The sequence below is a fragment of the Geobacter sp. PheSNFMC genome (assembly GCF_059620965.1).
Genome location: NZ_JCAMRN010000042.1, coordinates 41,622 through 57,267 on the forward strand (window position 1 = coordinate 41,622; position 15,646 = coordinate 57,267).

Genomic DNA, 15,646 nt, shown 5'->3' on the forward strand with positions numbered 1-15,646 from the left:
GGCAACCGTACGAATTATTCTTCATCCTTGCGCTCGCCGCGCAGCCTGCGCATGACTTCCGGATCGGGGAACCCTTCCAGTTTCATACCAAGCGTAAGGCCCATCTCAGCGAGTATATCCTTGATCTCGTTCAGGGACTTGCGGCCGAAGTTCTGTGTCTTGAGCATCTCGGCCTCGGTCCGGGACACAAGCTCACCAATGAGCTTGATGCCGGCGTTCTTGAGGCAGTTGGCAGAGCGCACGGAAAGTTCGAGTTCATCGACCGAGCGATAGAGATTCTCGTTGATGGGGCTTTCCCCTTCGCCAACTTCAGCCTCGCCGCTCGGTTCGGCTTCCTCGTCGAAGTTAATGAAGATGCTCAACTGCTCCTTGAGGATCTTGGCGGCAAAGGCAACCGCATCTTCCGGGATCACGCTGCCGTTGGTCCACACCTCAAGCGTAAGCTTGTCATAATCGGTCATCTGGCCGACGCGGGCATTGGAAACCGTAAAGTTAACCTTGCGGATCGGCGAGAACAGGGCGTCGATAGGAATTGTGCCAACTGGGGCCTTCTCATCGCGGTTCCGGTCTGCGGGCACATAGCCCTTGCCCACCTTCACCACCATTTCCATTTCGAAATTCGCATCCTTGGAGCATGTGGCGATGTGGTGCTCGGGATTCAGGATCTCAACCTGGGGATCGGTGATGATGTCGCCTGCCGTGATGATACCGTCGCCCTTATGAATGATCCGTACGGTCTTGGGCTCGGTGCCGTACATTTTGAGGCTTACGCCCTTCAGGTTGAGAATGATATTGGTAACATCCTCGGTCACACCGGGGATGGAGGAAAACTCGTGAAGTACCCCCTTGATCCTTACAGAGGTGATAGCTGCGCCCTGGAGCGAGGAAAGCAATACCCTGCGGAGCGAATTGCCGAGGGTCGTGCCGAATCCGCGCTCGAACGGTTCTGCATAAAATTTTCCGTATTTATTGGTAAGCGTCTCGCTTTCAACCTGAAGTTTTTTCGGACTGATCAGGTCGCGCCAGTTTCTATACATGTATATCCTCCCTGTGACGGGTTATGCGAACATTACTTCGAATAGAGCTCGACGATCAGTTGCTCCTGGATCGGCATCGTAATGTCTTCACGCACGGGAAGAATCTTCACGACACCCTTGTAAGCTTCCTTCTCAAGCTCAAGCCACTGGGGAATGCCCCTGCGCACAACCGCATCAAGAGACTCGTTGATACACGCGATCTTCCGGCTCTTTTCCTTGAGTTCGATAACATCGCCGGCACGGAGCTGGATCGAAGGGATGTTCGCCTTCTTGCCGTTCAGCGTGAAGTGATTGTGTCGAACGAGAATTCTGGCCTCGGTCCGGGATGCGGCGAAACCAAGCCGGTACACCACATTGTCCAGGCGGCGCTCGAGGAGCGAGAGCAGATTCTCACCGGTAACTCCCTTGAGGCGATCCGCCTCCTGGAAGTAGCTCCGGAACTGCTTCTCGAGGATGCCGTATATCCTCCTCACCTTCTGCTTCTCGCGCAGCTGAACACCGTAGTTGGAAACCTTCGGCCTTCCCTGCCCATGCTGTCCCGGCGGGTAGTTACGCCGCTTGATGGCACACTTATCGGTATAGCACCGCTCACCCTTCAGAAACAACTCCATGTTCTCCCTTCTGCACAGCCGGCAGGAAGGACCTGTATATCTAGCCAACTCTGACCTCCTTATTCGTGTCTATAAATGAGAAATGTTAGACTCTTCTGCGCTTGGGAGGACGGCAGCCGTTATGGGGAATCGGCGTCACGTCCCGTATGAAATTGACGTGGAAGCCGGCAGCCTGGAGTGCGCGAAGAGCCGACTCGCGACCGGAACCCGGTCCCTTTACGAAAACTTCCACGCTCCGCATGCCATGCTCCTGGGCCTTGCGTGCACACTCCTCAGCCGCGATCTGAGCGGCAAAGGGGGTGCTCTTGCGCGACCCCTTGAAGCCTTTGGAGCCGGCCGAGGACCATGCCACGACATTCCCCACGGGATCAGTGATGGTTATGATCGTATTGTTAAACGTGGCCTGGATATGGGCAACGCCGTTGGGGATATTCTTCTTTTCCTTTTTTTTCCTAACGACTTTTTTAGAAGGGCTAGCCATTATTCCTCCAGAATCCTTGTTCTATTTCTTCTTGCCTGCGACAGTTCTGGCAGGCCCTTTGCGCGTACGGGCATTGGTCTTGGTCCGTTGGCCGCGCACCGGAAGCCCTTTCCGATGGCGCAACCCGCGATAGCATCCAAGATCCATAAGACGCTTTATATCCATGGACACATCACGGCGGAGATCACCCTCCACCTTGAGGTTCTTGTCGATATAGTCCCTGATCTTGGCGACTTCTGACTCGGCAAGATTATCGGTCCGCGTGTCGGCGCCAACGCCGGTCTCGGCCAAAATCCGCTGAGCGGTCGTGCGCCCGATTCCGAAAATGTACGTGAGCGCTATCTCAATGCGCTTATTCCTCGGTAGGTCAATGCCTGCAATGCGTGCCAATGCCAGCTCCTCCTCTTAGTCTCTTAACCCTGTCTTTGGGAATGCTTCGGGGTTTCACAAATAACGCGCACAACACCTTTGCGCTTGACGATTTTGCACTTGTCGCAAATTTTTTTTACGGATGCCCTGACTTTCATAGACATTTCCTTTCACGTGCTTCGCTGGTTCTATAACTTGCTCAGTATATCAGGACCATTTTCCGTAATAGCCACTGTGTGCTCAAAATGAGCCGACATACCTTTGTCACAGGTGACTGCGGTCCATCCGTCACTGAGAATTGTAACGTGATGCCCCTTCTCGTTGATCATCGGCTCAATGGCCAGCACCATCCCGGCCTTGAGCTTCACGCCGCGCCCCGGCTCTCCGAAGTTGGGGACCTGGGGGCCTTCGTGAAGATTTTTACCTATGCCGTGCCCAACAAATTCACGCACGACTGAATAGCCTCGTGCTTCAACATAGCTTTGCACTGCGTGTGAAATATCTGAAAGCCGGTTGCCGACCACCGACGCCTCAACCGCGCGCTGGAGCGACTCTTCGGTTACGGCAAGAAGGTCGAGCACCGCTGGCCTTACGCTTCCCACCGGAACGGTAATGGCTGCATCGCCATAAAACCCGTCCACGACAACACCAAAATCGAGGCTGATAATGTCACCCTCGACCAATTCCCGGCTATTCGGCATACCGTGAACGACCTGTTCGTTAACCGAACAACAGAGCGAATAAGGAAACCCGTTATACCCCTTGAACGCCGGCCGTGCCTTACGCCTCCTTGCTTCAGCCTCGGCAAGCTCGTTGAGCTCCAGCGTGGTTATGCCCGGCCTGATGCGTGCCTTGAGGATTCCAAGAACTTCGGCGACTATTCTGCCGGACACACGCATTTTTTCAATTTCACGGGGCGACTTGAGTATGATCACCCGTTACTACTCTCAACCAGCAGCGCAATCTGGCGCTGCACATCTTCGATCGGCTCCAGGGCGTTTACTTTGCGCAGGAGCATTTCGCCCTCGTAATACGACTTCAGGGGCGCTGTCTGCTCATCATATACTTCAAGCCTGCGCCGCATGGTGTCTTCGCGGTCGTCCTCACGCTGGTAGAGTTCACCGCCGCACGCATCGCACACACCTTCGGCGCGGGGGGGGTCAAACGCGACGTGAAACGCCCGGCCACACGCACGACAGACCCTGCGTCCGACGATACGCTCCAGCAACACTCCCTTGTCGACCTCAAACGAGACAACATGCTCTATCTGCTTGCCCAACGCACCGAGCACCTGCTTCAGCGCATCGGCCTGAGCCACGGTGCGGGGGAATCCATCAAGGATAAAGCCGGACGCGCAATCAGGAGAGACCAGCCGTTCCTCCACAATACCGACAACTACGCTGTCAGGGACAAGCGCCCCCTGCTCCATGTACTCTTTCGCCTTGACCCCCATCGGGGTTTTCGACGCAACAGCAGCACGAAGTATCTCGCCGGTCGATATCTGCGGCACCCCATATGCACGAGTTAACAGGTTCGCCTGCGTGCCCTTACCGGCACCAGGCGGGCCGAGAAACACCAGATTCATGCAATACACTCCACGCCAGTATTACCGCCTGCCCCGCACCCGCACACCCTTCATGAAGCCCTCATAGCTTCGGGTGATGAGATGGGATTCGATCTGCGCCGCCGTGTCCATGCCGACGCCTACGGCAATGAGAAGAGCGGTACCCCCAAAGTAGAACGGCAGATTGAACTTGCCGACAAGAACAGACGGGAGAACGCATACGGCCGAGATATACAGCGCCCCGGCAAAGGTGAGCTTTGTCAACACCCGATCAAGGTAGTCGGATGTTTCCTTGCCCGGACGAATCCCGGGAATGTATCCGCCGTGCTTTTTAACATTCTCCGCGACATCGACGGGATTAAACGAAACAGCCGTATAGAAATAACAGAAGAAGATAATAAAGGCAACATAAAAGATTTCGTAGGCCCAATTGCCTGGGGTCAGGCTTTTGGCAACTGTCTGGACCCAGGGAACATTGATGAAGTTCGCCACCGTGGCCGGGAACATGATGATGGAGGATGCGAAAATCGGCGGAATAACTCCGGCCATGTTGACCTTGAGCGGCAGGTGCGAGGTCTGGCCCCCATATGTTTTAAGCCCGACGACCCGCTTCGCGTAATGAATCGGCAACCGTCGCTGCCCTCGCTCCACATACACGATGGCGGCTATTACCAAGAACATCAGCGCCACAACGAGCAGAATCACGAACAGTGAAATTTGCCCCGTCTTGATCAAGCGGCCCGTATTGAGTATGGCCGTCGGTATCCGCGCAACTATTCCGGCAAAGATTATCAGAGAGATTCCGTTGCCGACCCCCTTCTCGGACATCTGCTCACCGAGCCACATGATGAAGGCCGTGCCGGCGGTAAGCGTGATCACTGTCATCAACCTGAACCCCCAGCCGGGATTGGGGACAACCAGCTCACCCGCCGGGCCGCGCATGCTCTCCAGACCGATGCTGATGCCGAGGGCCTGCACCACGCTGAGCACTATCGTGCCGTAACGCGTGTACTGTATGATCTTCTTCCTGCCGGACTCCCCTTCCTTGGACAACTTTTCAATGGAAGGCACAACCACCGTCAACAATTGAAAAATGATGGACGATGAAATATAGGGCATGATGCCCAGAGCAAAGACAGTCAGCTTCTCCAGCGCACCCCCCGAAAACATGTCGAAAAGCCCGAGGAGTGTACCACGGGCTTGAGCGAAGAAGTGCGCAAGTGCGTTGCTGTCGATGCCAGGGGTCGGAATATGGCAGCCTACCCGGTAGACCGCCAGCATCCCCAGTGAAAAAAGCACTCGCTTCTTCAGTTCAGGTATCCGGAAGATGTTCTGAAATGCATCGATCAAAGTGAAATCTCCTCGACAGTACCACCTGCCGCTGCGATCTTTTCTTTAGCCTTTGCGCTGAACTTGTGTGCCTTGACGGTAAGCGCTTTGGTCAGATCGCCGTCAGCAAGGACCTTGAGGCCATCCTTGACTCCACCGATCAGTCCCGCATTCAAAAGGGCTTCAACGTCGATGCAGCTTCCGGCCTCAAATACTTCCAGTTGGCCGATATTGACGAGTGCATATTCCTTACGGGTCAGAGGAGTAAAGCCACGCTTGGGCAGTCGCCGTTGCATGGGCATCTGGCCGCCCTCGAAGCCTGGCCTGACGCTACCGCCACTGCGGGCCTTCTGCCCCTTGTGCCCCTTGGTGGCGGTCTTGCCGTGACCGGAGCCATGTCCGCGACCGATCCGCTTTCTATCTTTTGCTGCCCCTACTGCAGGCCTGAGTTCGTTGAGTTCCATTCATACACCTCTGGAGAGATTACTCTTCTACCTTCACCATGTGGGACACCTTCTGCACCATCCCAGCGATTTCAGGAGTGTTCTTGAGTACGACCGTTTTGTTGACCTTGGTAAGCCCAAGACCGTTGAGCACGGCACGCTGCTTGCTGGGTGCTCCGATGTGACTCCGGACAAGTGTTATTTTAAGTTCAGCCGACATTCGTTCCCCCGTTAACTCACACTATTCCGCTACACCCCTGCGTGCCATGATCTCTTCAGGGCTCCGCAGTTGCGTCAGACCGTCAAAAGCAGCCTTGACCACGTTGTGAGGGTTGTTGGATCCAAGACACTTGGACAGCACGTTATGCAGACCCGCCGCTTCGAAGACGGCCCTGGCGGCACCGCCCGCGATCACACCGGTACCTGCCGAAGCAGGCTTGATAAGCACACGGCCGGCGCCAAAGTGGCCAAGTACCTCATAGGGTATGGTATGACCTTCTACAATCGGAACCTTGACCAAGTTCTTCTTTGCCTGCTCCACCCCTTTGCGAATGGCTTCGGGCACCTCGTTCGCCTTGCCAAGTCCGTAGCCGACATGGCCATTGCCGTCGCCGACAACCACCAAGGCGGAGAAACTAAACCGCCTACCGCCTTTCACCACCTTGGCAACACGGCTGATATGGACAACCTTGTCCGTAAGATTCAAATCATTGGGGTTGATCTTGTACAAGTTGATGCCTCCTTGTGATCCCTATTAGAAGGTCAGGCCGTTTTCACGGGCTGAATCGGCCAATGCCTTGATTCGTCCGTGATATAAGAAACCGTTTCTGTCAAACACTACGGTCGCAATGTTCTTTTCGAGTGCACGTTTCGCAATCAGGGCGCCAACCCGCTTTGCAGCTTCGACGTTACCGCAATGATTCAGGCTGTCAGAAGCCTCTTTCTGCACCGTAGAGGCTGAAACGAGCGTGGTTCCGGTTGTGTCGTCAATGATCTGAGCGTAGATGTGCTGCGCGCTCTTGAATACATTAAGACGCGGACGCTCGGTCGTACCGCGGATTTTCTTTCTCACCCTCGTCTTACGCTTGAGGTGGGCCACTTTTTTCTGAGCAAGAGGACTCAATTCTCTTCTCCTTAACGGCTATTTTTTACCTGTTTTGCCGGCTTTTCTCAAAATCTTCTCGTCAGCGTACTTGATCCCTTTCCCTTTGTAGGGTTCAGGACCGCGGAACGAGCGGATCTTTGCCGCCGTCTGACCGACGAGTTCCTTGTCTATGCCCTTCACGAGGAGCTTGGTCATCTTATCAACTTCGACGGTAATCCCTGCCGGAAGAGCATAATTAATCGGGTGAGAGTATCCAAGGCTGAGGTTAAGCACATCTCCCTTAGCCTCGGCACGGTAGCCAACCCCGTTGATTTCGAGGGCACACTCAAAACCCTTTGTCACCCCGACAACCATGTTGTTCACGAGAGTACGGGTGAGGCCGTGTGCAGCACGCGCTCTCAGGCCGTCATCCGCACGCTTCACCTCAATGCTTGAAGGGGTGATCTCAAGAGATACATCATCCATCACCTGCCGTGACAGCTTCCCCTTGGGCCCTTCGATCGTCAGGACGGAATCACTGAACGCGACCTTGACTCCGCTCGGTATTTCAATAGGACGTTTGCCAATCCTGGACATGACGTTATGACTCCTTGATCCCTTATAATTACCACACCGTGCAGAGAACTTCTCCGCCAACCCCGGCCTCGCGGGCTGACTTGTCGGTGATTAGTCCCTTGGAGGTCGACAATATCGCTACACCCATACCGTTCCTGACGCTCGGAATCTTATCGCTTCCGACATAGACACGACTCCCGGGCTTGCTGACCCTCTTGATTTCGTTGATCACCGGGTCCTTTTCGTCAATATACTTCAGATAGACGCGCAGGACGCCCTGGCGGTTGTCAGCTATGACTTTGTAGTTCTTGATGAAGCCTTCAGCCTTAAGAACATTGGCAAGGTTCACCTTGAGGTTCGACGAGGGGATGTCGACCTTTTGCAGTCGCGCCATGTTGGCGTTGCGTATCCTCGTCAGCATATCGGCAATGGGGTCTGTCATCGACATGGAACGTACTCCTCTTTATTATTACCGTTTAACTGGTTACCAGCTCGACTTGATCACGCCGGGTATCTGTCCGGCCGAGGCAAGCTTACGCAGGCAGATCCGGCACATATCGAACTTGCGATAATAGGCCCGTGGTCTCCCGCACAGAGGGCAGCGATTATACTCGCGAACCTTGAATTTGCTTCCCCTTTGAGCCTTTATGATCATTGATGTCTTTGCCACTGGTAATCCTCCACAGATGTTAGTGCCTGAACGGCATGCCGAGATGCTTGAGAAGAGCTCTACTCTCTTCATCAGTCTTTGCCGACGTTACAATAGTTATGTTCAGACCCTTGATCTTGTCGATTTTGTCGTAGTTGATCTCAGGAAAGATAAGCTGCTCTTTAACACCAAGCGAATAGTTGCCCCTTCCGTCGAACCCCTTGGCAGAAACGCCCTTGAAGTCACGAACGCGAGGCAGCGCTACGTTGATGAGTCGATCGAGGAATTCATACATTTTCCCGCGGCGCAGGGTAACCATGCAACCGATCGGCATCCCCTGGCGGAGCTTGAACCCGGCGATCGACTTCTTTGCCTTGGTAATGACGGACTTCTGTCCGGTTATGGCGGCAAGTTCCTCGACAGCCGAGTCGAGAATCTTGACGTTCTGGATCGCCTCACCAAGCCCCATGTTGACCACAATCTTCTCGATCTTGGGCACCTGCATGACATTCGTATAACCGAAGTCCTTGGTCAACTGCTCGACGATCTCTTTATGATAAAGCTCTTTAAGCCTTGCCATCTTCCCCTCCAGTCCTATTTATCAAAGGCTTCGCCGCACTTGACGCAGACGCGAACCTTCTTGCCGTCTTCGAGGATGGTCTTCTTTGCCCTCACCGGCTTTTCGCACTTGCCACAGTAGAGCATTACGTTGGACACATGGAGGGGGGCCTCTTTTTCGACTATGCCGCCAGGCTCGTTACCACGTGCACGCGTGTGGCGCTTGACGATATTGAGTCCTTCCACAAGCACGCCATCTCTTTTCGGAAGGATGCGGAGCACCGTGCCGGTCTTACTCTTGTCCTTGCCTGTTACGACAGAGACGGTATCGCCCTTTTTGATGTGAAACTTTTTATCGAGCATTGAACTTTCTCCACGGGGATGATTTACAGAACCTCAGGGGCCAGAGAAATGATCTTCATGAACTTCTGGGCCCTGAGTTCCCTGGCGACCGGCCCGAAAATACGGGTGCCAACGGGCTCACGCTGGTTGTTGATCACAACGCCCGAGTTGTCGTCAAAACGGATGTAGGAACCATCCGGGCGCCCGATTTCCTTTGCGGTGCGTACAATTACGACCTTGACCACATCGCCCTTTTTGACTTTTGCGTTAGGAACAGCTTCCCTGACCGAACAAACAACGACGTCCCCAACTCCGGCATACTTGCGCTTCGATCCACCGAGCACCTTTATGCAGAAAAGTTTTTTGGCCCCCGAGTTGTCCGCCACATCGAGTACAGTTTGCATCTGAATCATGTGAACACTCCTGCTATTCGACCCTGTCGATAATCTGACGAACTTTCCAGCGCTTGTCTTTGCTCAGGGGGCGCGTTTCCACGATCAGCACCCTGTCTCCTGTTTTGCAACTGTTATCGGTATCGTGAGCCTTATATTTAACGCTACGCTTAATGTACTTATTGTAAACGGGATGTTTCACAAGATGCGAGACCCTTACAACAACCGTCTTGTCCATCTTGTCACTGACAACAACCCCAACCTGGGTCTTTCTGTTCCCGCGCTGACTCATAGCTTCCTCTCTTTAGCCTCTTTTCTCACTAAGGATGGTCTTGATCCGGGCGATATCTTTCTTGACGGAGGATATCTTCGCCGTATTCTCCAACCGCCCGGTATGAAGCTGAAAACGAAGGTTGAACAACTCTTGCGAGAGTTCTGCAGCTTTAGTCGTCAACTCTTCCAATGATTTATTTTTCAATTCACTAGCTTTCATGGCCATCCTTCCTGGAGATGAATTTCGTTCCAACAGGAAGCTTATGGGCAGCAAGGCGGAATGCCTCGCGTGCGATCTCTTCGGTAACCCCTTCCATCTCATACAGGACTTTGCCGGGCTTCACAACGCATACCCAGGAGTCAGGGGAACCCTTGCCCTTGCCCATACGAGTTTCAGCAGGCTTAGACGTGAGGGGCTTGTCCGGGAAGAGCCGAATCCAGATTTTGCCTCCCCGCTTAATATAACGGGTCATGGCGATACGGGCGGCCTCGATCTGGCGTGAATCAACCCAGCCACATTCCGTAGCCTGGAGACCGAATTCCCCGAACGCGAGGGTAGCGCCGCGTTGCGCATCTCCCTTCATGCGCCCTTTCATCTGCTTTCTATGCTTAACTCTTTTGGGCATCAACATTGCTAAAAGCTCCTGTTTCTATTTTTGACCGGGGAGAACTTCGCCCTTAAAGATGAGGACCTTGACACCGATAATACCGTAGGTGGTCTTCGCTTCCGCAAAACCGTAGTCGATATCCGCTCTCAGCGTATGAAGCGGAACCCTGCCTTCCCGATACCACTCGGTCCGCGACATTTCAGCCCCGCCAAGACGTCCCGAGCAGGTTATCCTGATGCCCTTGGCGCCGAACTTGAGGGACGAAGTAACACTCTTCTTCATCGCACGACGGAATGCCACTCGACGCTCAAGTTGCAGGGCAACGTTCTCCGCCACGAGCTGCGCATCAAGCTCAGGCTTCCTTACTTCCTGAATGTTGAGGTAGATCTCTTTGTCAGTGAGCTTGGCGAGCTCTTTCTTCAGGGTTTCCACCTCGGCACCCTTCTTGCCTATGATAAGGCCGGGCCGGGCGGTATAGATGTTGATCTTGGCCTTGTTCGCGGCCCGCTCGATCTCTATCTTGGAGACACCTGAATTGTAGAGACGTTTTTTAAGGAAATTACGAAGCTTGAGATCTTCGTGCAGAAGCTTCGCGTAATCGGCCTCCGCGTACCACCGGGAATCCCACGTCCGTATAACACCAAGCCTGAATCCAACAGGATTTACTTTCTGACCCAAGACACCACCTCCAGTCGTTATTACTTGTCTGCCAGAACCACCGTGATGTGGCTGGTCGGTTTTCTGATTTTGCTTGCCCTGCCCATTGCCCGCGGTACGAAACGCTTGAGCACCGGCCCGCCATCCACAGAAATGCTCTTCACGTAGAGGCGGTCAACATCTGAAGCGCCTTTCTGCTCGGCATTGGCAACAGCTGACCGAAGAAGCTTGGATACGAGTTTCGCAGACGCCTGCGGCGAAAAACGCAGAATAGTGAGTGCGTCCTGTATTCCCTTGCCCCTGACCATATCTACGACAAGACGGGTCTTGCGCGGTGAAAGGCGGGCAAATGTCAATTTTGCGCTGGCTTCCATCTGTGAATGCTCCTTTTAAGAATTACTTCTTCTTGAGCTTGCTCTTCTTATCGGCCGCATGACCGTGAAAGGTCCGCGTCGGGGCGAATTCGCCAAGCTTGTGTCCCACCATGTTTTCAGTGACGAAAACGGGGATGAATTTCTTCCCGTTGTGCACGGCAAAGGTCAATCCGATGAAATCAGGAGTAATGGTAGAGCGCCTGGACCATGTTTTGATAACCTTTTTGGAGCCGGCACTTTCTGCGGCAACCTTCTTGGCGACATGATCATCTACAAAGGGACCTTTTTTTATCGAACGAGCCATGGTGTCAATCCTTTGGACTATTGTTGTTATTTCGTACGCTTCTTAACGATGAAACGTGATGATGTCTTGTTTTTGCGAGTCTTGTAACCCTTAGTCGGGATACCCCACGGAGTAACGGGATGACGACCACCAGAGGTACGACCCTCACCACCACCATGGGGGTGATCAACCGGGTTCATGGCAACGCCACGAACTGTGGGCCTGCGTCCAAGCCAGCGGGAGCGCCCCGCTTTCCCGATGGACACATTCTCGTGATCGATATTGCCGACCTGTCCGATAGTAGCCATGCAGTCAAGCAGCACCATCCGCACTTCGCCGGACGGGAGCTTCACTTGGGCATACTTGCCTTCTTTGGCCATGAGCTGGGCAAAGGTACCGGCACTGCGGGCAAGCTGCCCGCCCTTCCCGATTTTCAGCTCGATGTTATGGATGATCGTGCCCAGCGGAATGGCGCGAAGAGGAAGTGCATTGCCCGGCTTGATATCGGCATTGGAACTGGCAATGATACTGTCACCCACCTTGAGATCAAGCGGAGCAAGGATGTAGCGCTTTTCACCGTCCGCATAGTGGAGCAAAGCAATCCGTGCGCTTCTGTTGGGGTCGTATTCGATGCTCGCAACTTTTGCCGGGATCTCCACTTTATTCCTGCGGAAATCGATTATGCGGTACTTTTGCTTATGTCCACCACCGATATGACGGGCAGTGATCCTGCCGAAGCTGTTACGGCCGCCGGTCTTCTTTATGGTGACAATGAGAGACTTCTCGGGGGTTGATTTCGTAATCTCATCAAAGGCAGAGCACGTCTGGTGTCTGCGGCCCGCCGAAGTAGGTTTATATGTCTTGATCGCCATGGTATGTCACTCCACTGCTCAGGTTTATATTTCGAAGAAATCGACGCTGCTACCCTCTTTCAGGGTCACGTACGCCTTCTTCCAGTTGGAACGCTTGCCATAGTGGCGGCCGAAACGCTTTACTTTCCCAGCGACATTGACCGTCTTTACTTCGGCGACTTCGACCTTGAAAAGCTTTTCAACGGCTTCCTTGATCTCAATCTTGTTCGCGTCGCGATCGACCTCGAAGGATACGACGTTCTTCGAATCCTTCTCGATGGTTGTTTTCTCAGTGATGAGTGGCTTCTTTATCACGTCGTACAGGTTCATGACTGCAACACTCCTTCGATCGTACGAACAGCCGACTGGGTAACGATGATGTTGTTATATTTGACGATGTCGAACACATTCAGATGCTCTGCCTTGAGTACTTTGACATCTTTCACGTTGCGGGCCGACAGTTCAAGGTTGGAATTGGGCTCGTCCACAACTACGAGGGTCTTGGCCAGATCGAATGCCTTCAGCACCGTCACGAACCCCTTGGTCGAGATGGACGGGAGAGTAAAGGAGTCGAGAACGGACAGCTTGTTTTCCTTGTACAGCATCGAAAGAGCAGACCGTACGGCCGCCTTACGTGCCTTCTTATTCATCGAGAGGCTGTACACTTTCGGCCGGGGCCCGAAAGCTGCGCCGCCACCGACAAAGTGCGGTGCGCGAATGCAACCCTGACGGGCTTGGCCGGTACCTTTCTGGCGATAGGGCTTCCTGCCGCCACCGGACACATTGGAACGGTTCTTTACCGATACGGTTCCCGCACGGCGATTTGCAAGTTGAACCTTTATAGCCTCATGGATGAGATATTCTTTGACCTCGCCGTTGAAGACGGTGTCATTGAGATCCATTTCACCCACTTTGTTCTTGCTGATATCAAACACATCAATGGTTGCCATACTCATTCTCCAGAATCTGCCGGTCTATCGAGGCTTGACGGTATCCTTCACAAGGACGATTCCATTCTTCGCCCCGGGAATCGCCCCTTTGATGAGCAGTATATTGTCGGCGGCATCAACGCGCACCACCTGCAGTCTTTGCACGGTCACCCTCTCGTTGCCGAGCTGACCAGGCATCTTCTTGTTCTTGAAGACCCGTGAGGGGTAGGCAGAGCTGCCGATCGAGCCTGGTGCGCGATGGAAGCAGGAACCGTGCGAGGAACGCCCGCCACGGAACCCCCAACGCTTGACGACACCCTGAAACCCTTTGCCGATACTGGTACCGGTAACATCGATATACTCACCCACCTCGAACACATCGGCGGCTATGACGTCGCCAACATTATAGCGGTCGACATCATCGAGCCTGAACTCACGGATGTGGGCGAATGCTCCCTGCCCGGCTGCCTTGATGTGACCGAGCAGAGGCTTGGTGACTTTTCTTGCCTCCTGGGACAGAAAACCAACCTGAATAGCATCATAGCCGTCAGTGGCGCTGGTCTTCTTCTGGAGCACGACACACGGCCCGGCCTGAACGACAGTAACCGGAATGCGCTTGCCGTCTTCGGCAAAGATCTGGGTCATCCCCAGCTTTTTCGCTATAAGTCCCTTCATCATGATTTCAGTCCTATTCTAAAATGCTCACTAGAGCTTGATTTCAACATCAACGCCGGCCGAAAGGTCGAGCTTCATCAGCGCATCAACCGTCTGCTGAGTCGGATCGAGAATATCGATGAGACGCTTGTGGGTCCGGATCTCGAACTGCTCACGGGATTTCTTGTCCACATGCGGCCCACGAAGTACGCAGTACTTGTTGATCACGGTGGGAAGCGGAATCGGGCCTGCTACGCGGGCGCCGGTACGCTTCGCCGTGTCAACGATCTCTCCGACCGATTGGTCGAGGAGTTTATGATCAAATGCCTTAAGGCGAATTCTAATCTTTTGACTTGGCATCTCTTCCTCGCAACAACGTTATTCGATAATGGAGCTGACGACGCCGGCGCCCACGGTACGGCCGCCTTCGCGTATCGCGAACCGAAGGCCTTCGTCCATCGCGATCGGCGTGATCAGGTTGATCGTCACCGCCACGTTGTCTCCAGGCATTACCATCTCGGTACCGGCAGGAAGGTCCACTATCCCTGTCACGTCCGTCGTGCGGAAGTAGAACTGCGGACGGTACCCGTTGAAGAACGGCGTGTGACGACCACCTTCTTCCTTTGTCAGGATGTACGCCTCGGCCTTGAACTTGGTGTGCGGGGTGATGCTCCCGGGCTTCGCAAGAACCTGGCCGCGCTCGATGTCTTCACGCTTTACGCCGCGAAGAAGCGCTCCGATGTTGTCGCCGGCGCGGCCTTCGTCCAGAAGCTTGCGGAACATCTCGACGCCGGTTACCGTGGTCTTGGTCGTGGCCTTGATCCCGACAACTTCCACTTCTTCGCCAACCTTGACGATCCCCCGCTCCACACGGCCGGTGGCAACGGTGCCGCGGCCGGAGATCGAGAAGACGTCTTCTACCGGCATCAGGAACGGCTTGTCTACGGCGCGCTCCGGATCGGGAATGTAGCTGTCGACGGCTTCCATCAGCTTCAGGATCGCTTGCTCGCCAAGCTCGTCCTTGTCACCGTTGAGACCCTTGAGGGCGCTCCCCTTGATGATCGGAATATCGTCGCCCGGGAAGTCGTAGGAGGAGAGCAGTTCGCGAATCTCGAGCTCTACCAGCTCAAGCAGTTCTTCATCGTCTACCATGTCTGCCTTGTTCAGGAATACGACGATGTACGGCACGCCAACCTGACGGGCAAGCAGGATGTGCTCCCGGGTCTGCGGCATGGGGCCGTCTGCGGCGGATACGACGAGAATCGCGCCGTCCATCTGCGCTGCACCCGTGATCATGTTCTTTACGTAGTCGGCGTGACCAGGGCAGTCCACGTGGGCGTAGTGACGATTCTCGGTCTCGTACTCCACATGGGACGTGGCAATGGTGATGCCGCGCTCGCGCTCTTCCGGCGCGTTGTCAATCTGATCAAAACCACGGAACTCTGCTTGGCCGCGCTCCGCCAATACCTTGGTTATGGCCGCAGTCAGCGTGGTCTTGCCATGGTCTACGTGGCCGATCGTTCCTATGTTGACGTGCGGTTTCGTCCTCTCGAATTTTGCCTTTGCCATGCAGGATTCCTCC

30 protein-coding genes are annotated in these 15,646 nt (G+C 54.3%); all 30 read right to left on the reverse strand.

What is annotated here, in order from left to right; translation table 11 throughout:
• Positions 1–14: 14 nt before the first annotated feature.
• From AC6CDK_RS10835 to tuf, 30 genes are read right to left on the reverse strand one after another with little or no spacing between them, the layout of a single operon-like run.
• Entirely contained in the window at positions 15–1,037 is a 1,023-nt protein-coding gene (locus tag AC6CDK_RS10835) for a DNA-directed RNA polymerase subunit alpha (protein ID WP_039646456.1), read from the reverse strand.
• Between the two features lie 32 nt (positions 1,038–1,069).
• Positions 1,070–1,696 (reverse strand): 30S ribosomal protein S4, encoded by a 627-nt coding sequence (gene rpsD / locus AC6CDK_RS10840; protein WP_039646458.1) that lies wholly within the window; start codon positions 1,694–1,696, stop codon positions 1,070–1,072.
• Positions 1,697–1,733: 37 nt separating this feature from the next.
• Entirely contained in the window at positions 1,734–2,129 is a 396-nt protein-coding gene (rpsK, locus tag AC6CDK_RS10845; RefSeq protein ID WP_010943461.1) for a 30S ribosomal protein S11, read from the reverse strand.
• Between the two features lie 21 nt (positions 2,130–2,150).
• The gene (gene rpsM / locus AC6CDK_RS10850) at positions 2,151–2,519 is read right to left on the reverse strand and encodes a 30S ribosomal protein S13 (protein ID WP_039646461.1); all 369 of its coding nucleotides are present in this window, start codon (positions 2,517–2,519) and stop codon (positions 2,151–2,153) included.
• Positions 2,520–2,542: 23 nt separating this feature from the next.
• Positions 2,543–2,656, reverse strand: a complete 114-nt coding sequence (rpmJ, locus tag AC6CDK_RS10855; RefSeq protein ID WP_010943463.1) for a 50S ribosomal protein L36 — start codon at positions 2,654–2,656, stop codon at positions 2,543–2,545.
• A gap of 30 nt (positions 2,657–2,686) precedes the next feature.
• Complete coding sequence (gene map / locus AC6CDK_RS10860; RefSeq protein WP_039646462.1) at positions 2,687–3,433, reverse strand: type I methionyl aminopeptidase; 747 nt, start codon at positions 3,431–3,433, stop codon at positions 2,687–2,689.
• On the reverse strand, positions 3,430–4,083 hold the full coding sequence (locus tag AC6CDK_RS10865; protein WP_039646464.1) for an adenylate kinase: 654 nt from the start codon (positions 4,081–4,083) through the stop codon (positions 3,430–3,432). The genes map and AC6CDK_RS10865 overlap by 4 nt, the downstream gene beginning before the upstream one ends.
• A 21-nt stretch (positions 4,084–4,104) precedes the next feature.
• The gene (secY, locus tag AC6CDK_RS10870) at positions 4,105–5,412 is read right to left on the reverse strand and encodes a preprotein translocase subunit SecY (RefSeq protein WP_039646465.1); all 1,308 of its coding nucleotides are present in this window, start codon (positions 5,410–5,412) and stop codon (positions 4,105–4,107) included.
• Positions 5,409–5,855: a 50S ribosomal protein L15 gene (gene rplO, locus AC6CDK_RS10875; RefSeq protein WP_066357919.1), complete on the reverse strand. Its 447-nt coding sequence runs from the start codon at positions 5,853–5,855 to the stop codon at positions 5,409–5,411. The genes secY and rplO overlap by 4 nt, the downstream gene beginning before the upstream one ends.
• Before the next feature lie 19 nt (positions 5,856–5,874).
• On the reverse strand, positions 5,875–6,054 hold the full coding sequence (rpmD, locus tag AC6CDK_RS10880) for a 50S ribosomal protein L30 (RefSeq protein WP_039646470.1): 180 nt from the start codon (positions 6,052–6,054) through the stop codon (positions 5,875–5,877).
• A gap of 21 nt (positions 6,055–6,075) precedes the next feature.
• On the reverse strand, positions 6,076–6,564 hold the full coding sequence (gene rpsE / locus AC6CDK_RS10885; protein WP_039646472.1) for a 30S ribosomal protein S5: 489 nt from the start codon (positions 6,562–6,564) through the stop codon (positions 6,076–6,078).
• Between the two features lie 24 nt (positions 6,565–6,588).
• A complete protein-coding gene (gene rplR / locus AC6CDK_RS10890) occupies positions 6,589–6,957 on the reverse strand; it encodes a 50S ribosomal protein L18 (RefSeq protein ID WP_039646473.1) in 369 nt (122 codons plus the stop codon).
• 18 nt (positions 6,958–6,975) lie between these two features.
• The gene (rplF, locus tag AC6CDK_RS10895) at positions 6,976–7,515 is read right to left on the reverse strand and encodes a 50S ribosomal protein L6 (protein ID WP_039646475.1); all 540 of its coding nucleotides are present in this window, start codon (positions 7,513–7,515) and stop codon (positions 6,976–6,978) included.
• A 28-nt stretch (positions 7,516–7,543) separates the two neighbouring features.
• The gene (rpsH, locus tag AC6CDK_RS10900) at positions 7,544–7,942 is read right to left on the reverse strand and encodes a 30S ribosomal protein S8 (RefSeq protein WP_039646477.1); all 399 of its coding nucleotides are present in this window, start codon (positions 7,940–7,942) and stop codon (positions 7,544–7,546) included.
• A gap of 36 nt (positions 7,943–7,978) precedes the next feature.
• Entirely contained in the window at positions 7,979–8,164 is a 186-nt protein-coding gene (locus AC6CDK_RS10905; protein ID WP_010943473.1) for a type Z 30S ribosomal protein S14, read from the reverse strand.
• Positions 8,165–8,183: 19 nt separating this feature from the next.
• Positions 8,184–8,723 (reverse strand): 50S ribosomal protein L5, encoded by a 540-nt coding sequence (gene rplE / locus AC6CDK_RS10910; protein WP_039646479.1) that lies wholly within the window; start codon positions 8,721–8,723, stop codon positions 8,184–8,186.
• 14 nt (positions 8,724–8,737) lie between these two features.
• Positions 8,738–9,064, reverse strand: a complete 327-nt coding sequence (rplX, locus tag AC6CDK_RS10915) for a 50S ribosomal protein L24 (protein WP_039646481.1) — start codon at positions 9,062–9,064, stop codon at positions 8,738–8,740.
• A gap of 23 nt (positions 9,065–9,087) precedes the next feature.
• Positions 9,088–9,456, reverse strand: coding sequence for a 50S ribosomal protein L14 (gene rplN, locus AC6CDK_RS10920; protein ID WP_039646483.1), 369 nt, complete (start codon positions 9,454–9,456; stop codon positions 9,088–9,090).
• Positions 9,457–9,469: 13 nt separating this feature from the next.
• Positions 9,470–9,727 carry a 30S ribosomal protein S17 gene (rpsQ, locus tag AC6CDK_RS10925; RefSeq protein ID WP_010943477.1) on the reverse strand — a complete coding sequence of 86 codons (258 nt, stop codon included), beginning with the start codon at positions 9,725–9,727 and terminating at the stop codon, positions 9,470–9,472.
• Between the two features lie 12 nt (positions 9,728–9,739).
• Positions 9,740–9,928 carry a 50S ribosomal protein L29 gene (gene rpmC, locus AC6CDK_RS10930; protein WP_039646485.1) on the reverse strand — a complete coding sequence of 63 codons (189 nt, stop codon included), beginning with the start codon at positions 9,926–9,928 and terminating at the stop codon, positions 9,740–9,742.
• Positions 9,918–10,340 carry a 50S ribosomal protein L16 gene (gene rplP / locus AC6CDK_RS10935; RefSeq protein ID WP_039646487.1) on the reverse strand — a complete coding sequence of 141 codons (423 nt, stop codon included), beginning with the start codon at positions 10,338–10,340 and terminating at the stop codon, positions 9,918–9,920. The genes rpmC and rplP overlap by 11 nt, the downstream gene beginning before the upstream one ends.
• 18 nt (positions 10,341–10,358) lie before the next feature.
• Entirely contained in the window at positions 10,359–10,994 is a 636-nt protein-coding gene (gene rpsC / locus AC6CDK_RS10940; RefSeq protein WP_039646489.1) for a 30S ribosomal protein S3, read from the reverse strand.
• A 20-nt stretch (positions 10,995–11,014) separates the two neighbouring features.
• A complete protein-coding gene (gene rplV, locus AC6CDK_RS10945) occupies positions 11,015–11,347 on the reverse strand; it encodes a 50S ribosomal protein L22 (RefSeq protein ID WP_039646491.1) in 333 nt (110 codons plus the stop codon).
• Between the two features lie 22 nt (positions 11,348–11,369).
• A complete protein-coding gene (gene rpsS / locus AC6CDK_RS10950; RefSeq protein WP_010943482.1) occupies positions 11,370–11,651 on the reverse strand; it encodes a 30S ribosomal protein S19 in 282 nt (93 codons plus the stop codon).
• Between the two features lie 26 nt (positions 11,652–11,677).
• A complete protein-coding gene (gene rplB / locus AC6CDK_RS10955) occupies positions 11,678–12,502 on the reverse strand; it encodes a 50S ribosomal protein L2 (RefSeq protein ID WP_052269440.1) in 825 nt (274 codons plus the stop codon).
• Between the two features lie 24 nt (positions 12,503–12,526).
• Positions 12,527–12,811 carry a 50S ribosomal protein L23 gene (locus AC6CDK_RS10960; RefSeq protein ID WP_039646495.1) on the reverse strand — a complete coding sequence of 95 codons (285 nt, stop codon included), beginning with the start codon at positions 12,809–12,811 and terminating at the stop codon, positions 12,527–12,529.
• Positions 12,808–13,431: a 50S ribosomal protein L4 gene (rplD, locus tag AC6CDK_RS10965; RefSeq protein ID WP_039646497.1), complete on the reverse strand. Its 624-nt coding sequence runs from the start codon at positions 13,429–13,431 to the stop codon at positions 12,808–12,810. Before rplD ends, AC6CDK_RS10960 begins: the two co-directional genes overlap by 4 nt.
• Before the next feature lie 24 nt (positions 13,432–13,455).
• A complete protein-coding gene (gene rplC, locus AC6CDK_RS10970) occupies positions 13,456–14,088 on the reverse strand; it encodes a 50S ribosomal protein L3 (RefSeq protein WP_052269441.1) in 633 nt (210 codons plus the stop codon).
• Between the two features lie 27 nt (positions 14,089–14,115).
• A complete protein-coding gene (rpsJ, locus tag AC6CDK_RS10975) occupies positions 14,116–14,424 on the reverse strand; it encodes a 30S ribosomal protein S10 (RefSeq protein ID WP_010943487.1) in 309 nt (102 codons plus the stop codon).
• A gap of 18 nt (positions 14,425–14,442) precedes the next feature.
• Positions 14,443–15,633, reverse strand: coding sequence for an elongation factor Tu (gene tuf, locus AC6CDK_RS10980; RefSeq protein ID WP_039646501.1), 1,191 nt, complete (start codon positions 15,631–15,633; stop codon positions 14,443–14,445).
• Between the last annotated feature and the right edge of the window lie 13 nt (positions 15,634–15,646).